Annotated in this window: 15 protein-coding genes; 10 read left to right on the forward strand and 5 right to left on the reverse strand. The window is 52.1% G+C overall.

Translation table 11 applies throughout. The features are described from left to right. The first annotated feature begins 293 nt into the window (after positions 1-293). The 8 genes from BJP58_RS22340 to BJP58_RS22375 all read left to right on the forward strand — a co-directional run bounded on the left by BJP58_RS22340 (position 294) and on the right by BJP58_RS22375 (position 10,703). Positions 294-2,078 (forward strand): sensor histidine kinase, encoded by a 1,785-nt coding sequence (locus BJP58_RS22340; protein ID WP_233354728.1) that lies wholly within the window; start codon positions 294-296, stop codon positions 2,076-2,078. Beyond that, complete coding sequence (locus BJP58_RS22345; protein WP_194540616.1) at positions 2,059-3,630, forward strand: response regulator transcription factor; 1,572 nt, start codon at positions 2,059-2,061, stop codon at positions 3,628-3,630. Before BJP58_RS22340 ends, BJP58_RS22345 begins: the two co-directional genes overlap by 20 nt. Before the next feature lie 97 nt (positions 3,631-3,727). Beyond that, positions 3,728-5,053: an extracellular solute-binding protein gene (locus tag BJP58_RS22350; RefSeq protein WP_194540617.1), complete on the forward strand. Its 1,326-nt coding sequence runs from the start codon at positions 3,728-3,730 to the stop codon at positions 5,051-5,053. 45 nt (positions 5,054-5,098) lie between these two features. Then, positions 5,099-5,974 carry a carbohydrate ABC transporter permease gene (locus BJP58_RS22355; RefSeq protein WP_194540618.1) on the forward strand — a complete coding sequence of 292 codons (876 nt, stop codon included), beginning with the start codon at positions 5,099-5,101 and terminating at the stop codon, positions 5,972-5,974. An 18-nt stretch (positions 5,975-5,992) separates the two neighbouring features. Beyond that, positions 5,993-6,862, forward strand: a complete 870-nt coding sequence (locus BJP58_RS22360; protein ID WP_071219105.1) for a carbohydrate ABC transporter permease — start codon at positions 5,993-5,995, stop codon at positions 6,860-6,862. Positions 6,863-7,170: 308 nt separating this feature from the next. Further along, on the forward strand, positions 7,171-8,235 hold the full coding sequence (locus tag BJP58_RS22365) for a bifunctional transcriptional activator/DNA repair enzyme AdaA (protein ID WP_194545031.1): 1,065 nt from the start codon (positions 7,171-7,173) through the stop codon (positions 8,233-8,235). Between the two features lie 137 nt (positions 8,236-8,372). Next, the gene (locus BJP58_RS22370) at positions 8,373-9,257 is read left to right on the forward strand and encodes an arylamine N-acetyltransferase (RefSeq protein ID WP_194540619.1); all 885 of its coding nucleotides are present in this window, start codon (positions 8,373-8,375) and stop codon (positions 9,255-9,257) included. Between the two features lie 195 nt (positions 9,258-9,452). Next, positions 9,453-10,703 (forward strand): MFS transporter, encoded by a 1,251-nt coding sequence (locus BJP58_RS22375; protein WP_194540620.1) that lies wholly within the window; start codon positions 9,453-9,455, stop codon positions 10,701-10,703. A 383-nt stretch (positions 10,704-11,086) separates the two neighbouring features. On the opposite strand, the gene BJP58_RS22380 is transcribed toward BJP58_RS22375, so the two are convergent. Continuing rightward, entirely contained in the window at positions 11,087-11,956 is an 870-nt protein-coding gene (locus BJP58_RS22380; protein WP_374198219.1) for an AraC family transcriptional regulator, read from the reverse strand. A 97-nt stretch (positions 11,957-12,053) separates the two neighbouring features. Here BJP58_RS22380 and BJP58_RS22385 point away from each other — a divergent pair, with 97 nt between their 5' ends. Together BJP58_RS22385 and BJP58_RS22390 are read left to right on the forward strand one after the other, a co-directional pair. Then, positions 12,054-12,827 carry a sugar phosphate isomerase/epimerase family protein gene (locus tag BJP58_RS22385; protein WP_194540621.1) on the forward strand — a complete coding sequence of 258 codons (774 nt, stop codon included), beginning with the start codon at positions 12,054-12,056 and terminating at the stop codon, positions 12,825-12,827. Positions 12,828-12,852: 25 nt separating this feature from the next. After that, positions 12,853-13,872, forward strand: coding sequence for a Gfo/Idh/MocA family protein (locus BJP58_RS22390; protein WP_071222294.1), 1,020 nt, complete (start codon positions 12,853-12,855; stop codon positions 13,870-13,872). 143 nt (positions 13,873-14,015) lie between these two features. Here the strand turns inward: BJP58_RS22390 and BJP58_RS22395 are convergent, their stop codons facing one another. From BJP58_RS22395 to BJP58_RS22410, 4 genes are all read right to left on the reverse strand, one after another. After that, positions 14,016-14,927: a glycoside hydrolase family 43 protein gene (locus BJP58_RS22395; RefSeq protein WP_194540622.1), complete on the reverse strand. Its 912-nt coding sequence runs from the start codon at positions 14,925-14,927 to the stop codon at positions 14,016-14,018. A gap of 24 nt (positions 14,928-14,951) precedes the next feature. Beyond that, the gene (locus BJP58_RS22400) at positions 14,952-16,598 is read right to left on the reverse strand and encodes an MGH1-like glycoside hydrolase domain-containing protein (protein ID WP_194540623.1); all 1,647 of its coding nucleotides are present in this window, start codon (positions 16,596-16,598) and stop codon (positions 14,952-14,954) included. Positions 16,599-16,619: 21 nt separating this feature from the next. Continuing rightward, positions 16,620-17,936, reverse strand: a complete 1,317-nt coding sequence (locus BJP58_RS22405) for an ABC transporter substrate-binding protein (protein ID WP_194540624.1) — start codon at positions 17,934-17,936, stop codon at positions 16,620-16,622. A 74-nt stretch (positions 17,937-18,010) separates the two neighbouring features. After that, entirely contained in the window at positions 18,011-18,850 is an 840-nt protein-coding gene (locus BJP58_RS22410; protein ID WP_194540625.1) for a carbohydrate ABC transporter permease, read from the reverse strand. Between the last annotated feature and the right edge of the window lies 1 nt (position 18,851).

Consider the following 18,851-nt stretch of genomic DNA (forward strand, 5'->3'; position numbering starts at 1 on the left):
AATTCATCCTAATTTATCCCCTCCCCGATCTCCAAAAAAGAACGAATGGAAGTGGCACATATGGAACATATGCAAGAAGATTTCATCCCCTTTCATAGGCCTTTATTACCATTTACTTGAGTCTAAAGATTCCTCTAAGATAGTTAATAAACCTGACACATTTTTGCTAGGAAAAGAGAGTGATTTCGAAGTAAACGCATTCAATGTCAAGTAATATAACAAGCCCATACCATAGGGACTATGAACGAGGTGTTTTTATGTAGCAATGGCTTGGGAAATCGCTAAAGCATAAATTGTCGTTACTTATAATTGTCGCTACGCTGGTGCCGCTGCTGTTTCTTGGTATTTTCTCTTTTAACATAGCCAAGAGCCTGACGGAGGAGAAGGCCAAGATTACAGGAATGAATACGCTTCGGCAGCTGGAAGCTTACCTGGATACAATGGTCAAAGACGTGGAGAACATCTCGTTGTTTCTCATCGGGCATACCGGAGTTCAGGCCTATCTGAAGACCGAGCAGAGCAACTATGTCCAGCAGACGACGGTTATCAATTTTTTGACGAACCTGGCCTTTTCCAAAGATTATATAGCCAACATCATTGTCGAACCGCTCGGCAGCAAAGATGCAATCTCGCATAAATCCTTGGTACGGTCCGAGTTCCGGGATATTACCGAAATGGTTCCCGACTATTACGAGCAGCATCCCAAATGGTGGTCCTTTGTTCATCGCCAGTGGACCTTCGAAGGCGTTAGGAAAGTCATTACGTTGGCCAGACCGATTCGGAGCACGGATAAATATAAGCCGATCGGGAACCTGCAGATTAACCTGGACCAGGGCGTCATTGCCAATCAATTCCGGCAGGCCGTTCTAGAGAAGACCGGGTTTGTCCTTCTTCTTGACGAGAATAATCGGATTATCGCCGGTCCCCCGGATATGGAGACCAATCTTACGCTTGCAGATTATTATCCTGCGATTGGAGAGTTTGAGGGGCTCAGCGGAAATATAGACTATGGCGAGGGGAGCAACAAGAAGACCATTCTCTATAAGAAAATGTCCAGCGTGAACTGGAAATTGGTCGGCATCATTCCCTCACAGGAATACCGTTCCCAGAATCAGTACTTTATCAAATTGACGGCGGTTGCGGTCACGGTGGCCATCCTGCTCGCCATTATACTGGTACTTTTCCTGATCCAGAAAATTACGAATCCGCTGTCCGTGCTAACGAAGTTTCTCAAGAACTCAAGCCCGGAGGAGCCGCTGCCTGCGCTCCCGGTTAAGACGGTCGATGAGGTCGGACAGCTCATTATCAGTTATAACCGGCTCAGCTCGCGAATTGTGAAGCTTACCGATGAAGTGAAGCTGAACGAGTCGCTGAAGAAGGAGGCGGATATGCATGCGCTGCAAGTGCAGATCAATCCGCATTTCCTCTACAATACGCTGTCATCCATCCATTGGCTGGCACTGATGAACCAGGATGTGAAAATTGCCGAGATGGTGGGATCGCTCAGTGATTTCCTGAGGTTCAGCCTCAATAACGGGCAGGAATATTGCACGATTCAGCAGGAAATTATGCATGTCCGTCATTACGTGAATATCCAAACCATCCGATATCCGGAAAAATTCAAGTTTGAGGTTCATGTGGAGGAAGAGCTGTATCAGCACACTATGTTAAAGCTGCTGCTGCAGCCGTTGGTTGAAAACTCCATGCTGCATGGTATTTTGAGCCGTGACGGGATGGGGACGATTACGATTCGCGGGCATCGCGAGCCTGAAGGGATCCACTTCGTGGTGGAGGATGACGGCATCGGAATGACGACGGATCGCCTGAAATGGCTTCAGGATCAGCTGGTTGAGAATCCGCTGCAGTACGAGAAGGGGCAGACCCCGCGCGGAAGCTACGGGCTGCGAAATGTCCATAAACGGCTGCTCCTTCATTACGGCAAGGATGCGGGCTTGCGTGTGGAGAGTACGGAAGGAGCCGGAACGCGTGTGATGTTTACGATACCTGATTTACCTGAAATTCAACAATCTGAATTATCCAGCAAAGGGGATGGCGACAATGAAGGTACTGATCGTTGATGATGAAGTGATCATTCGAAATGGTCTGAGTACAGTGATCAATTGGGCCGATAACGGCTTTACGGTGCTGACGCCCGCGGCTTCAGCGGAGGAAGCCCTTCAGCGTATTCCCGTTGAAATGCCCGAAATTATTTTTACCGATATTCGCATGACAGGCATAAGCGGACTGGATATGGCACATGAAGTCAAGCAGCAGTATCCCGAGATCGAAATCATTGTTATATCGGGATATGATGAATTCTCATATGCGCAGCAGGCAATGCGGGAAGGCGTAAGTGACTATTTGCTGAAGACGAGCAGGACCGGGGAAATTATCGAGGCTGCTGTCCAAGCAAGAGAGCGTTTGTTACAGCGCAGGCTTACACAAGCGAAGGGAAGGGCGCAGGAGTTGGTAGTCAGCCGGGGTTTCCTGAGAAGGCTGCTTGCTTCCGGCACTCCGCTGGACGAGCATGCCGAGGCCGAATTGTGTGAGCGATACCCGGAGCTGCGTTTGGAATCGAACGGCTCGGTGCTGCAGATCTGGATGCTGTCGATATATCCGCTGCATCCAGAAGAAGAGGAACAATCGAACGTTAGCGAGCTGCATCGATTAATCGGCACGGAGTTGGCCGAAGAGCTGCAATGCGCGTGGCTGGAGTGGAACGGCTCCCTGCTTCTGTTGGTGCGGGCAGAGCCGAATAATGGCTGGGGGCGGGTAGATTCCGCTCTGCGGAAGATGGAATCCACGCACGCCTGCCGCATCACGGCTGCCAGCGGCCGACGGGTCGCAAACGCCAGGGAGCTGCACATTGCGCTGGCTACCGCGGTAGAGGCCAGCTCCTACGAGTGGCTGCTGCAATCGGAACGGCATATCCGTTATGAAGATATCGAAGGACGAACAGGCATCCGCACGGTCTGTTCGATGGAGGAAGAAACCAAACTGTCATCCCTGCTGCGTTCGGGAGAATCCGCCGACTTGCAGGCATGGGTGACGGATTTGCTGCGGCGCATCCAAAGTCAGAGCCAGGCAACGCCCGGCTCGGTTCAGGCTTACCTGCATTCCCTGATCATCTCGGCACAACGATGGCTTATACGGGCTGCGACGTCTATCGGCTATACCAGTCCGGTGAAAGTGGAAGAGACGTACGATATCCGCGAGTTGACCAAGAATCCGGAGAAGGTACTGATCGATTCGCTCGGACTCATCATGAAGGAGTACCGTGATATGGTGTCGACGACAAGTCCCGTCCAGCGAGCGATCTCCTTCATTCATGAGCATCTGGGACAGAGCTTGTCTCTCCAACAAGTGGCGAAGCATGTTCATATGAACCCCAACTATTTCAGCGAGATGTTCAAGAAGGAAACCGGACAGAATTATATCGAATTCGTGACCCAGGCGAAACTGCGAAAAGCGATGCACCTGCTAAGGGAAACGCCAGCCAAAATCAGTGAAATCGCGAATGAAATCGGCTATGAGGATATTAAGTATTTTAACCGCCTGTTCAAGAAATGGACGGGACAAACCCCGTCGGAGTATCGGGCAAATCCTGAATTTTGTCCCTCTATGGACTGAATTATATCCCCTATGTAAGCGTTATATCCTTTTATATACTTGGACTAATCATCTAAGACGTTTCATCATTTTCGTATATTAAAAAGGGGGATTGACCATGAGACCAAAACGTAAAATAGGTCTTGTACTGCTGATGATGTCACTGGTCCTTGCAGCTTGCGGAGGCGGGCAGAGCAAAGAGCAGGCGGGAGGAAATGAAGGCAATCAAGAGAAGGTCAAGCTGACCATCTGGCATAACTTTGCCGGTGATGATCTGCGTGCAAAATCAGTCCGAAGTTTTATCGATCAGTTTGCTCAGGACCATCCTGAAGTGACGCTCGATGCACAAGCGATTCCGCCGGACGGCTACCGTCAACGTCTGAGTACGGTTGCGGCTGCGAATGAAATGCCGGATGTATTCTTCGTATATGCAGGAAGTCAGTCAGCCGAGCTTCATCAGGCGAAGCTGCTTCAGCCGATTACAGAGGTGCTCGATGCGCATTCGGATTGGAAGGATAAATTCCTGCCGGGAGCGTTTGATCCGTACGAGTTCGAGGACGGCCAGATCTACTCCGCTCCACTAGGCATGTCGGCAACTTCGATTCTCTATTACAACAAAGCATTGTTTGACAAACATAACGTAAAAGTTCCAACGACTTGGGAAGAAATGATGGCAGCGGTTAAAACGTTCAACGATAACGGCATTACGCCGATCGCGCTCGGAAACAAAGCGCCATGGGTTGCGCAATCCACCATTATCGGATCGATTGCCGACCGTGTGACAGGCACCGAATGGTTTAAGAAAGCGGCAGCACAGGATGGCGCGAAATTTACCGATCCTGAGTTTATCGAAGCGCTTGGATATTTCAAAGAGCTCGTCGACAACAAAGCATTCCAAGAAGGTGCCAACAGCATCGACAACACGCAAGCTGAGCAGTATTTCATCCAAGGCAATGCAGCGATGATGATCAGCGGCGCGTGGACGCTCACCAACTTGGCGGCTTCTTCCTCGGAAGAGCAGATGAAGGATATTGAAGTGACGACTCTGCCTGCAATCCCTGGAGGCAAAGGCGAAGCTAACACCATCTCCGGCGGAGCTGGCGGCGGTCTGGCTCTTAGCAGCAGAACGGAAGGGAAAGCGAAAGAATTGGCGCTGGAGCTGATTTATGCGGTCAGCGGACCGGAAGCGCAAAAAGCGATTGCCGAGAGCAACTCCATGGTCATGTACGATACCGAAATCGATGAGTCGAAAGTTACTTCCTTGTACTACAAAGCCTTTAACCTGGTGAAATCCACAGGCATTACGCCGGTGTACGATGCTTATCTGTCTGCAGAGGCGGCTGAAGTCATCAACAACGGTCTGCAGGAAATTATGATGGGCGGTCCCGTCGAAGGTGTGGCCCAGAAGCTGCAGGACGCGCAAGCCAGATCCGCTACTCCATAAGAAACCATTCACCACTGCATAAGGATTAGGAGGGAGGAGGCTGCCATGCCTACAGCGATGAGAAGCAAAGGATTTATAGCCATAGCTCTTCTTCCTGCGCTTCTGTTGTTTCTGATATTTGTCATTATTCCGGTCTTCTGGTCAGCTTACTACGGATTTTTCAGTTGGAAAGGGTTCGGAGACGCCACATTTATCGGCCTTGATAATTATATAGAGATGTTCAAGGATCCGATCTTCTGGCGGGCGCTTCGAAACAACCTGATTCTGGTCGTATCATCCATTATTGGTCAGGTTCCAATCGCGTTGATTCTGGCCATTGTATTGTTCAAGAATTCGTTCTTCTCCAGGTTCATCCGGTCTGCCGTATTCATGCCGATGGTTCTCTCCACGGTTGTTGTCGGTCTCATCTGGGGTTACATTTACCATCCTCAGTTCGGAATCGCTAACTATGTGCTGGAGATGCTCGGTCTGGAGTCATGGACCCGTGCCTGGCTGTCCGATCCAAAAGTCAATATGCTGGCGATATCGATCCCGATTAACTGGGCGAACATCGGCCCTTATCTGGTCATCTTTATCGCAGCACTGCAAAATATTTCACCGGAGATCCATGATGCGGCCAAAATTGATGGGTCCACCGGCTGGAACAAGCTGATGCAAATCACGCTGCCGATGATCTGGAGCACGGTTGTCGTAACCATTGTGCTCTGTATCTCGGGAAGCCTGAAGGCTTTTGATCATGTTATCGTCATGACGGGCGGCGGACCGGCGCAATCGACCGAGCTGCTTGCCACCTACATGTACAACAGCACGTTCAGCGTGTATCGCTACGGTTACGGCTCCGCCGTTTCCACGATGATTATGATCGTCAGCGCCATTCTTATCGCGCTTAACTATTTCGCAACGCGCAGAAAGCCAAGTTAACATGAAGGAGGGAGCGATGTGAATTTACAGACGACCGGGACCGGAAGTGCCTCAGGGAAACGCGTCATCACGAAGGGGTTAACCGGGTTCGTAAAATTGCTGCTGATTGTGTATGCGATTCTTACGCTCTATCCCTTGTACTGGCTTTTTACGAGCGCGTTTAAATCGAATCAGGATTTCTTCACCAACCCTTACGGCTTGCCGAAGGAGTGGATGACCGAGAATTTATTCCGGGCATGGGAGCTTGGAAATATGGGCAGAGCGATGCTGAATTCAACGGTTGTGACGATTACTGCCGTCGTTCTGACCATCCTGCTCAGTGTACTTGCGGCGTATGTACTGTCCAGATTCGAGTTTCGGTTCAAAAAGCTGGTGGTCGTGTTGTTTACGACCGGGCTGCTGATTCCGATTCACAGTACGCTGGTGCCCTTGTTTATTATGATGAAAAATATCGGCTTACTCGACACGTACGGTGCGCTCATTCTGCCGTATACGGCATTTGAGCTGCCGATCGCAATCTTCCTGGCGATGGCCTACATGTCATCCATTCCTAGAGAGATTGAAGAAGCGGCCATGATTGATGGCAGCGGCTGGTGGGGAATCTTCGGCAGAATGATTCTTCCGCTCTGTACGCCCATCGTGGCAACGATATCGATTCTGGCATTCCTCCGATTCTGGAATGACTTCTCCTTCGCACTCGTATTTATTAATACGCAAGCGCTAAAGACGCTTCCGCTCAGTCTGTCCCTGTTCTCGGACGGCTTCGGTACGGATTACAGCTTGACGATGGGAGCGATGGCGATCGCAGTCATTCCAACAATTGTGGCTTACCTGATCTTGCAGGAGCAGATTATGAAGGGTATGGTGGCAGGATCCATCAAAGGTTGAATCTTTAGTCTTAAGGGATCTCAATATTCTTAAAAGAAAGGCCTCTTCCGGTCCGCGGAAGGGGTTTTTCGTAGTATTAGGTCAACCAAGATTATCAGGTTGGTCTAATTCCCGTATTGCGGGTTGTTTAAGCACCGAAGTTGGCAAAGTTTTCGCTTCTCCCTCGAAAATATTCATGCACGATTTTCGGCTACGTCTTGCCGGCATATCCAATATAATAGGAACACCAGGACAATGAGAGCATGACAGGATGGCTTGCAAGCGATGGCTACAGAGTAAAGTACATGAGATCGAGGGAGGAACCCCAAGTGATATCGGCTGCGAATCGACAGGAGTATTACCAGGCATTGCTGGAAAAGAAATCGGAGTACGAGGGCGTTTTTTATGTTGGCGTGAAAACAACGGGGGTATTCTGCCGCCCGACATGCCCAGCCCGGAAACCGAAGATGGAAAATTGCGAATTTTACGAGACGGCTCAAGAAGCGCTGCTTGCTTCCTTCAGACCCTGTAAACGATGCCGTCCGCTATCACATCCCAATCAGGTGTCCGACCTGGTCCGGCTGCTCGTTGAGGCGGTGGAAGAAAACCCGGAAAAAAGATGGACCAACCAGGACTTTCAGAAGCTGTCCGTGGATGCTTCGACCGCAAGGCGCCAATTCAAAAAGCGGTTCGGAATGACCTTCGTTGAATATGCACGGGCCCGGCGGATGGGACTTGCCCTGAAGCAGATAAGGGAGGGGCACGCCGTCATCGATGCGCAGCTGTCGACCGGCTACGAGTCCAGCAGCGGATTCAGGGATGCCTTTTCGCGGATTATGGGGGTAGCGCCTACCCGATCGGGGCACCATAACATCTTAAAAGCTTCATGGATCGATACGCGTCTCGGACCGATGATGGCCATCGCGGATGAGGAGGCGTTGTATCTGCTCGAATTTGTAGACCGCCGGGGCTTGGAGCGTGAGGTTGAGCGTCTTCGGCAGAGAACTAAGTCGGCAATCGTTCCAGGTTACACAGCACCGATTCGTTCGATCGAGCTTGAGCTCGGCGCGTATTTTGACGGGAAATTATCGGAATTCAAGACGCCCTTGTTCCTGTTAGGATCGCCATTTCAAAAAGAAGTATGGGACCAGTTACTGCAGATTCCACCCGGACAAACGTCTTCGTATGGCGAGATCGCAGCAACCATGGGAAGGCCCACCGCTTATCGTGCCGTTGCCCAAGCGAATGGCGCCAACCAGCTCGCGATTGTCATTCCATGCCACCGAGTGATCAATACGAGCGGCGAATTGGGCGGATACGGCGGAGGATTGTCTCGCAAGCAGTGGCTGCTCCATCATGAGAAATCGATGAGCAATGCGACTATACATGAATAGTAGACTTTGGTCGTAGAAAAGGTCTTACCTATAGGTAAGACCTTTTTTGTATAGATCGTGCAGTCATTGGTATGACGTAATGATATGTAGAATGTTTAAAATAAAGAGCATACCTTACATTCAGAGGAAAAGGGAGCGTGAACATTGTGCAGAATCAAGGACAACTGCCTCAGTGGGCAAACAACTATTTGCAATATATTCAAGTCCCGATAAGGGAGGCTTCATTGGAATATTTAACCGAAATTTGCACCGCACATCATCAGCGTGTACCGTTCGAGAACATTACCACGTTGCTGCAGTATCGGGAATATCATCAAAAAGGAAGATTGGAGCAGGATGAGAAGAGATTCGTAGATCAGCTGTGGCAGCTGAATGCGGGAGGCACTTGTTATATGATTAACAGCAGTCTTCATCAGCTCTTGAACCAGCTTGGTTTCGAAACCCGGTATGCGCTGCTGGGCGGGGGACATGTTGGGTTACTGGTGCGGATCCCGGGTGAGCAAGAAGAAGTGTACGTGGATTGCGGAAACTCCGCCCCTTTTTTCGAACCCGTACGTTTGGAGAGCGATCCCGAGCAAGTTTCCCAATATGCCGGGATTGAAGTCAGATTGCGCCCAGGGGATGAACCGGGAACATATACGTACTATCGGTATGCGGATGGTCGGCTGATTACAGAATTGGTTTGGTCATTCGACACGCGGGTAACGTATCAATTCGATGATTTCCAGCCGGCCATTGCAAGCTATTTTCAACCGAATGATCTCTTTACCTCTTCATTACGCTGTCAGCTGTGGCAACTGGACCAGCAGCGCTCGCTGTCTCTGGTCGACAATGTACTGAGTATCCGGTATGCAAACGGGAAGGTAGAAAAGCGCATTTTATCCGATCTCAGCGAGCTGCGAGAGGTCATCGATCATGAGTTTCATCTCCCTAAATTGCCTGTTGAAGATGCCGTGAAGATTCTTCAGGAACTCGGATTTGATATTTTTAAAGGCAGCGCCATGACGAATTCCCTTGAGTAGAACGTTAAGAAACATACACACTCATTCTATCGATAAGTCGACGGATGGTTATCGTGGAATGAATTGGAATGAGCACGACTCTATCTGTTGCGGATATGCTACAATTTAACTAGTTATAGCGCTCGTGACTTCATTCAGCAGTGACTCCAATATACAATTAATCCGAAAAATACGGCGCTCAGTTGGAGGTTAGAGATGAATCTTTCCAAGAATAAGAGTTACGTATTTTTCTGGTTAGCTTCCACCATTTCATATTTTGGCACGTATATTACCACACTCGCTCTCCAAGTACTGGTGGTGGTTGATCTGGAAGGCAGCACCGTTGATGTGGGCTGGATCAATTCCTCGAGGTGGCTGCCCTATGTGCTGCTGGGATTGGTGGCGGGAGTGATTATTGATCGCGTCAGTCGTCGGAACATCCTGGTACTGACCGATCTGGGGCGGGGGATCTTGCTCGTAGCGATATGCCTACTGGCATTGTTCGATGGAATCAATGTGGGCATTCTGATGATCATCATGATACTCTTCGGGGCGATGTCGTTATTCAATGATGCTGCATCTCAATCTATTGTGCCCCAACTCGTGTCGAGAAGGTTGTTATTGTCCGCTTATGCGCGGTTGGAGCAAAGCGCAGCCGTTGCGGAAACCAGCGGCCCCGCAGCTGCCGGTTTATTAGTCTCTATCGTTACGGCTCCGTTTGCAATCTTGGTTAACGCAGCTTCGTATCTGTTTTCAGGGCTGGTTATGGCTTTTATTAAACATCAGCCCATACCGGAAAAGGCCTCGAATGAACGCATACTTGAATTGATAAAGGAAGGATTGCGCTGGGTCTACCGGCATCCGTTTCTCAGCACGCTGGCACTCAATACCCATGCGTGGTTTCTATTTAACAGTATGCTGGGGACGGTGCTGGTAACGTACGCTCTCACCGAATTAGGGTTTCATGCGTCAACCCTGGGACTTGTCATGACATCAGCAGGGATTGGCGCTGTTATAGGCACGACGTTATCAACCCGGGTCAGCAAGCGATTTGGAATTGGACGCAGCATCACGTTTGCTCGACTTTTGTATGCACCTGCGGTCCTGTTCATGGTTCTGGCACCACCCACTGACAACGGTGATCTGTTGATTCAGACCTTCCTCTTGATCGGATTTGGGCAACTGTTTTATGGTTTAGCATTAGGTATTGAGGGTCCGATTGAGATGGGTTACCGGCAGACGATCACACCTGCACACTTGCATGGGCGTATGAATGCCACCATGAGGTCTATCAACCGCAGTATGATCGTTATTGGAGCGCCTCTGGGTGGCTTCATCGCTGATGTATTTGGATTTCGCACAGCATTAGGCGTTGTTATCACCGGACTGGCTGTAGTCGGAATTTGGTTCGTGTTCTCACCGATGCGGGCTGCCCGGATGGATGATACGACAGATGTGAGTAATTAGATCGATACGTTCTGCACGGTCATAGTGCCGTTACCTATGGAATCTTAGCTCCCCGCACGATTTCAATTTCAACCACACAGTACGGTTCCGCAGGTACGAAAGAGAGGGAAAGACCAGATGATGGTTTCGATTCTAGCTATGGCGGCAGCCGTTTCGGGCGGCATTGTCGCCTCCGGGGCGGGAGTGGAATCGCAATCATATGATAGGGGTCTGCGTTTATTTCATGCTGGTCTTTGCTGCCGCCGGGGCCGCGATGCGATGAATGTGGCTGGAAAAAGCAGTCTAGAACATATCGAGTTACTAATGTGAAAGCAGCCTAGCTCCTGCCTTAAAGGATGAGCCTGGGCTGCTTTTTATTACCCCATTATATAGAAGGAAAAAATTCAGCGTGGGCTTTTCTCCTGCCCCGGCCTTGCCGGCACCGTTGCGGTCTCCCGGAATTTGACCGGGGATACGCCATAGTTGGCCCGAAATACCCGGTGAAAGTAGGAGTAGCTGGCGAAGCCGCAGGTTTCCGCGATTTCCTCCAGTGTCATCGTGCTGTATTTGATGCGCTCGACGGCTGCGTTCAGCCTGATCTCGAGGGCGTACTGGATCATGGTTTTTCCGTAATACTCCTTAAACAGCTTAACCGCCCGGGATAAGCTTAGCCCGACATGGGAAGCGGCCTCCTCCAGCTTGAAGGTAAGGGTGGCATGCTCCTCCACGAATCGCTTCAGCCGCAGGGCAGTGAAGGCAAGGCGATCGGTCGGCTTGATCTCGGTAATGGCGCGGTCCAGGCAGAGGCAGAGACTGCGCAGCAGGTAGTCGGTCAGTTCCCCGATTTCCCCTTCCAGGCCGCGCCGCTTCTCCAGCAGCATTTGTCTCCACAGACCCAGTAAATAATCGTCGAGCCCGACATGACTGACGACAGGGCGGGGGATGCGGTTCCACCAATTATCAATCCAGGAGCCATCGCAGAATATAAAATAATCCCCGCTGGACACGCGGCCATCCTCGCCGTCTTCCTTTACCCGCAGCTCGTATTCATCTCCGGGCTTCAGCAGCAGCAGGTCGCCTGCCTGCACGTGGTGCTCGATGCCGTTGCAGTAGATTTCGCAGGAGCCTTCGGTTTGGAGTCGGAACAGATAGGTTGTCAAGCCGCCCCGATGGCTGTTGCTGAATTGCTGAAAGTGATAGGAATAGTCGCAGATGAGCAGCCTTGCTTCCATAATGGTAACAACCCCCAGTAAAAATATAAGCAGATAGTTCATGTTGCAGCAATATTGTTTATGTTCATTTTAGCCTATTTGCATGTATGATAGTAGCAGATAGAGCAGTAACTCATTTTTGGAATCGAGGTGCGCTATAATGAGAAGAATGAACATTGGTTTGCAAATGTATACGCTGCGCGATGAAACGGCACAGGATTTCCGCGGTACGCTCCGCAAAGTCGCTGAATTGGGTTATGAAGGCGTGGAATTCGCAGGTTATGGAGACATTCCGGCCGAGGAAATGAAAACGCTTCTTCAAGAGCTTGGCCTGAAAGCAATCGGCAGTCACGTGGGCCTGCATCTGCTTCGCGCAGATCTGCAGAAGGAAATTGATTACCTGAAAACCATTGGCGCTAAATATATGATGTGTCCATATGTGGCCGAAGAAGATCGTAAAGATGCCGAGGATTGGAAGAACCTCTTCTCCTTCCTTGAGGAAGTAGGGGCTGAAGCCCGCAAGCAGGGACTGATCTTTGGATACCATAACCATGCATTCGAGTTCGAAGCCGAGGTTGATGACCAGTTCGTCTTTGATGCAATGTATTCCGCAACGACGCCGGAAGCCGTGCAAGTGGAGATGGACGTATGCTGGGTACAATTCGCCGGACAAGATCCGCTTGCCTATATTCCGAAATACGCAGGACGTCTTCCGCTGCTTCACCTGAAAGATTTCAGCAAGGATGCGGAAGGCAACATGAAAACGCTGGAACTGAGCCAAGGCTCGGTTAACCTGCCGGGCGTCATTCAGGCTGCATCCGATGCAGGTACGGAATGGCTGATCGTCGAGCAGGACGTATGTCAGAATCCGCCGCTGCAAAGCGTGGAGAACAGCATGAACTGGCTGAAGCAGAACTACCTGAACCAATTTTAATTTATGAGCACAAAGGAGACTTTCAATGAGCAAAATTAAAGTGGCAGTGTTTGGCTGCGGCGCGATCGCCCAGCGCAGACATATTCCTGAATATGCGAACAATGCTAACGTGGAGCTGGTTGCTTTTGCCGATCCGGTAAAAGAACGCGCCGAAGAGATGGCAGCTCAGTATGGCGGTAAAGCCTATACAGACTACCAAGAACTGTTGAAGAACGAGAAGCTGGACGCCGTTAGCGTATGTACGCCGAACTATCTGCATGCTCCGATGAGCATCGCGGCTGCGAATGCCGGCCTTCATGTGCTGGTGGAAAAGCCGATGGCTACAACGGCTGAAGAAGGAGAGCAAATGATCGAGGCCGCCCGCAAGAACGGGGTGTACCTGATGGTAGGCCACAATCAGCGCCTCATGCCTCCGCACGTAAAAGCGAAGGAAATTCTGGATTCCGGCAAGCTCGGCAAAGTGCTTACCTTCCGTACTTCCTTTGGCCACGGCGGTCCGGAGAGCTGGAGTCTGGATGGACGCGACAGCTGGTTCTTCCGTAAAGAAGAAGCGATTATGGGCGCCATGGGCGATCTCGGCGTGCACAAATCCGACTTTATCCGTTACCTGCTGAACGATGAAATCGTGGAGGTGGCAGGTTTCATCGGTACGGTCCATAAAGAAGGAACCGATGTGGACGACAACGCGACTTGCATCGTTCGCATGAAGAGCGGGGCCGTGGGCACGCTGATGGCAAGCTGGACGCATTACAGATCCGGCGATAACGGAACAGTGTTGTGGTGCGAGAAAGGTGCCATGAAGATCGGTACCGTTAACGGCGACGAGGTGGTTGTGGAGCTGACCGACGGTACGGTGGAGACCTACAAGGTTGGCGCCATGGCAACCAATGAGAAGCAGGTTCCGAGCGGCGTCATCGACGCGTTCGTCGAATCCATTCTCACGAACACGCCGCCTAGCATTTCCGGTGAGGAAGGACTGCGTTCCTTGAACGTGATCCTGGGTGCATTCGAATCCCAAGAGACGGGTAAAATCGTGAAGCTGTAATAAATGAGTGTAGAAGGAGGCCGTACGCGTACGGCCTCCTTTTGTTTCTACGGGACAGTAACGCATAGCTTTGGGAAGTTAATCCTATAAAAAGAGCCGCTCTGCCATGTTCATGGAGAGCGACCTATTCGCGTATAGAGATTTTACTTGGGCATACGTGTTGTCCGATACATCCCATCCATCTTGATGCTGTCTGCATCCTCTGTGACGGGGATGAAGATCGGCCGTTCATCCGGCGTGCGGTTCGGGGTATGCACGGTCAGCATCAGCTGACCGTTCCAGGTACGGAAGACCATGCCGTGCCCGCCGTCGCTGGCATATAAGGGTTCTGGCTCTTGGAGCCAGGGCCCCGTCAGCTTGCCGGTTGTCGACTTGGCAACGCCGAGCGCGTATCGGCCGTCCACAAAGCTGGCCCATAACATGAGCAGACTCCCTGACGTTGTCCGAAACAGAAACGGTCCGTCCGTCACGTAGTTGCCCGATCCGGGAAAGCGGGGCGAGTGGAACGGCGTGGCCCAAGCGGCTTCGGAGGCACGGAACAGGGTCACGGGCTCCGAGGCTGCTTCCGTGAGATCGGGACTCAGGCGCATGGCGCAGATCTCGCCGTCCCCGACCTGCTGCCATTCATGGCAGAACACCATCCACGGCTGATCCGTTTCGTCGATATAGAGCGTGCCGTCCAGGGAACTCCAGTCGGCTGGGGTTACGGGCCCTTCGCTATGGAGGGAGAAGGGCCCCATCGGCTCCTCTGCAGACAGCACTGCAGTGCCCAGCCGATCGTTATCTTTTCGGCGGAAGGTGGCAAACATGATGTAATGCCCATGGTAATAGTAGACTTCGGGTGCCCAGAAGTTCACGTCCGCAAAGAAACCGTCCGGTTTGCGAAAGACCGTGTAAGGGCCTTCCCAATCGTCGAGATCACGGCTGATATAGACATCGAAGCCGGTCCCTTCCTTCCAAATATTTTTGTCGGTGCTGCCGTACATGTAGTATATTCGCTGTGCCGGGTCAGGCAGTACGTAGGGGTCCCGAAGCTGAATGTCTTGAGTTTTCACGCTTAAGCCGTTTACCTCCTTCAATTAACGATAGGCAGGATAGATGATGCCGATATCCCTCTCCGTCTTTAAATCTCCGTCTGAATACAACTGCATCTCATTGCCTTTGATCCGGATCGGAATGGATGTGCCTTGATAGCGGAGCTCGCCTTCAATGGTACGCACGCTCATGCCGATCACGCCCTCCAATTGTCCGCTGCGGTCCGTGACCAGCCGAATCCCGGCGGGGCCTTGAATATGAACGCGGCCTTCCCGGTATACGGTGACGTTGTCCGGGGTATTCACCAATTCGTAGTGCAGCCCGTTCACGGTTCGGCTATAGGCCGTGTTGCCGGCAACTTCTTCGCCATGATCCATGTCGACGGGAAGCAGTCCCGTAAACCACAGCCGATCCGATCCGATCGGCATGATGCCGCAGAGCCGTTCCACGTAATCCAGCAGGCACAGAATGGAAGGGGAATACGCCTCGGTAAAGCCCTCTTCACCAGTCCAAGGGCTCAAGGTTTGCGGGAAGCGCTTCGCCTTGGACAAGGCGGACAGAATGGGCTGCAGCACCCAGGTCAGCTCGACATAGCGGTGGTGATGTTCAAAGGCATGCGGCGCCCGGATCAAGCTCAGGAAATTGGACGGCCCGCCCCAGCTGTTGTAAGAGGAGGAAGGATCGAACCGCGGATCGTCCATCGCCATGGACGTAAACGGATATTTGGCGAAGAATTTGCGGGTATTCAGCAAATAGCGACGCAGCATATTGTCAAACAACTCGCGGTCGCCCACCTCGCAGGCCATCACGCGCAGCAGCACGTCGGATTGGACCCGGACCAGCTCGTCGTTCCGATCTCGGTCGTAGAAGAATTGATCCTCCACGTCATAACAGTAACGGAAGAGGCTGTTCAGGCTGGCTTCGGCTTTGGCCCTCCAATCGGCTCCGGATTCGCCGAGCTCTTCGGCCATGCGCGCCAAATACATACGCTGGCAGTAGATGTTGGCCGTCAAATCCGGTGCCAGGAAGGGCAGTACCGGGGAGTCCGGGTGGAAGGCGGCGGCATCGTTCCTATAGGGCGTGTCCGGAACATGCCAGAACCTGGGCGACAGATCATGCCCGGTATCAAAGGTGCTGAAAGCCTCCACGCAGCCGGTCCCCCGGGTGCTGCGGTAACGCGCAATCCAATCGTCGTAACGCGACATGGCTTGGTACATGGTCTTCAGGAAGGAGAGGTCCCTTCCATGAAGCTCATAGTGGTTCCAGACGCAGCGCGCCAGCGGTGTGACGAGCTGGATCTGGCGGAACGAAGGGCCGTTCTCCGTCAGTTTATAAGGGAGCAGCCCATCCTCCCTTTGCTGATCCGCAAAAGCGAGGTAGGTGGTTTCCGAGACCGAAGGAATCAGTCGCGATAGCAGTTCGGCATTGATGGTGCCGGTGCTCTCCAGCCAGCAGCCGAGATAGATACCGCCCTCCTGCAGAATCGGATCGCCGCCGTTCATCGGCACGATGCAGGCCAGCAGCTTCTCCAGCGCCGTATAATAAGCCGCTTCGAGCAGTCCGCCCGATGCCGCGAATCGGACGCCAGTCGTCTGCCACTCCTGCAGCAGTTTCCGATCTTCCCGTTTACCTGGCTGCACCCGGTCCGGTATCGAAATCCGGTGCAGCCGGTCCAGCATAACTTCTGTCATGTCCGCCTCCTTGAAAACTTGTTATTGATTCGATTCAAATATGCGCACGGTGCCGTTATAGAAGTCCGCAACGGCCTGCTCGACGTTTTTCCGGCCGAAACCGATCTCCTGGGTCGTCGTCTGGGCCAGCTTGGAGAACTCGGCGAATCCCGGCGGATTATAACTTACGTCAAAAGGCTCGGTTTTCGTGGCTTCTGATACGAGACTCGTGTAATTGTACACAATCTCTTCCACGGGGCCTGCTTCCTCCTGGAGAAGGTTGCGGTTGGCTTCCGTTACCGGCACGCCGCGGTCGTTACCGAGGATTTTGGCCGCTTCGGGATCATTGATCCAGAAGTCCATGAGCGTGGCGACCTCCTTCGGATGCTTGGTGTTGGCATATCCGGATAGTCCTTGGCTGGACTCGAATACTACGCCCGTTCCCTTCGGACCTCTAGGTACCGGGTGGAGGATGAGCGGATCTTCCGTCAGGCTCTGGAATGCGGCCAGTTGATTGGAAGGGAGAAGGCTCATGGCCGCTTTGCCCGTAATTAACAAGGATTTGCTGGTATCATCGTGCGGATTGGACACCTGAAGTTCAGGCGTAACGACACCGCCGGCTTTCGATGCCTGCTCCCAATACTCGAACCATTCCTGAATGTCTTCCTTCGCGAAGCCGAGCTTTCCGTTCTCCATATCATACAGCTGTTTTCCGCGCTGCTTCAGGAAGATATCCATTCCGTCGACGGTGAAATTATAAGTACCGTATACGCCGTCGCCAAGCTTGTCGGACAATTCTTTGCTGATGGCGGCATATTCCTCCCAATCCCAATCCTGCTCCGGCAGAGGAATGCCTGCCTTTTCGAATAGTGCCTTGTTGATGACGATTCCCCGGGCGTTTGCGCCTGCAGAAATATGCTGCAGCTTCCCATCCAGACGGCCGTATTCCACCATGGTGGCATCCATGCCGTCCAGCTTCAGTTCGCTGCCGACATACGGATCCAGGTTTAGCAGCACATCTTTTTTGGCATAGTCCACCACGTTTCCGCCCAGGAAGAAGATATCCGGCGCGGTGCCGGAAGCGAGCTGGGTGTTCAGCTTATCGAAATATCCGGAGGAAGGCGAGAATTCGCCGACGATTTTGATGTTCGGATGTTTGCTCTGGAACACCTTCAGGGCTTCGTTCGTAATATCGGCCCGTTTCTGGTCGCCCCACCACATCATGCGCAGCTCGACCTGGCCGCTCGGCTCGGCCCCTGCGCCCGTACTCCCGCCTTCTCCAGTGTGATCCGTTCCGGAACAAGCGGTGACGAATAACAGGAGCGAAGCCAATATTCCAACGAAACATTTCTTCAACATGGATAATCCCCCAGTCTAATCATAATTGGTTCGTTTGCAGCACGCCTTCGCACCACGACAGGCAGCTTCTGAGACTACTTCAGGCCGGTCGTGGCAATGCCTTCGAGAAAATACCGTTGAAACACCAGAAAGATGATTGTCACAGGCAGCAGCGACAGCGTGGACATGGCGAGCAGCGCCCCCCAATCCGATTGCCCCGAAGGATCGAACAGGGATCGGATCCCCAGCTGTACAGTGAACAAATCGATCTTGCTTAAATAAATCATCTGGCTGAAGAAGTCGTCCCAGCTCCAGATGAAGGTGAAGATGGCCGTCGTAATCAGCGCAGGGACGAGAAGCGGCACCACGATGCGGAAGAAGATCTGCGATTGTCCGCAGCCGTCGATGGTCGCGCTCTCGTCAAGCTCCCGCGGAATGCCGCGGATGAACTGAACCATCAACAGGATGAAGAAGGAGTCGTGCGCCAGCCATTTGGGCAGGATGAGCGGGAAATACGTATTGATCCAATGCAGCTCGTTATACAGAATGTATTGAGGCACGAGCGTTACGTGGTAAGGCAGCATAATCGTTACCAGCATGATGCTGAACCACAGGCCTTTGAATTTGAATTTCAATCGCGAGAAGGCATAGGCTGCAAGGGAGCAGGAGACGATGTTCCCGATGACGCTCATGACCGAGATCAGCACGGAGTTGCCGAAGAATCGGCCGAAGGAAATGCCCTGAAGCCCGCTCCAGCCGTTCACGTAATGATCCAGCGTGAAGGCAGTCTGAATGAGGCTGCTGTTGGTAAAGATGAGATGATTCGGTTTAAACGAGCTGAAGACGAGCCACAGCACCGGATACAGCATGAGCAGGCCGAGGAGGATAATGGCGGCATGCCTCCCGGCTTGGACGAGTTGTCGCTTAAGCGGCATA

It is taken from the genome of Paenibacillus sp. JZ16 (assembly GCF_015326965.1).
GTDB lineage: Bacteria > Bacillota > Bacilli > Paenibacillales > Paenibacillaceae > Paenibacillus_AQ.

Bases quoted from the DNA above. Each gene is read 5' to 3' on its own strand.
- BJP58_RS22345 (WP_194540616.1), top strand. From the start codon at position 2,059: ATGAAGGTACTGATCGTTGATGATGAAGTGATCATTCGAAATGGTCTG.
- BJP58_RS22350 (WP_194540617.1), top strand. From the start codon at position 3,728: ATGAGACCAAAACGTAAAATAGGTCTTGTACTGCTGATGATGTCACTG.
- BJP58_RS22355 (WP_194540618.1), top strand. From the start codon at position 5,099: ATGCCTACAGCGATGAGAAGCAAAGGATTTATAGCCATAGCTCTTCTT.
- BJP58_RS22375 (WP_194540620.1), top strand. From the start codon at position 9,453: ATGAATCTTTCCAAGAATAAGAGTTACGTATTTTTCTGGTTAGCTTCC.
- BJP58_RS22380 (WP_374198219.1), bottom strand. From the start codon at position 11,956: ATGAACTATCTGCTTATATTTTTACTGGGGGTTGTTACCATTATGGAA.
- BJP58_RS22385 (WP_194540621.1), top strand. From the start codon at position 12,054: ATGAGAAGAATGAACATTGGTTTGCAAATGTATACGCTGCGCGATGAA.
- BJP58_RS22390 (WP_071222294.1), top strand. From the start codon at position 12,853: ATGAGCAAAATTAAAGTGGCAGTGTTTGGCTGCGGCGCGATCGCCCAG.
- BJP58_RS22400 (WP_194540623.1), bottom strand. From the start codon at position 16,598: ATGACAGAAGTTATGCTGGACCGGCTGCACCGGATTTCGATACCGGAC.
- BJP58_RS22405 (WP_194540624.1), bottom strand. From the start codon at position 17,936: ATGTTGAAGAAATGTTTCGTTGGAATATTGGCTTCGCTCCTGTTATTC.
- BJP58_RS22410 (WP_194540625.1), bottom strand. From the start codon at position 18,850: ATGCCGCTTAAGCGACAACTCGTCCAAGCCGGGAGGCATGCCGCCATT.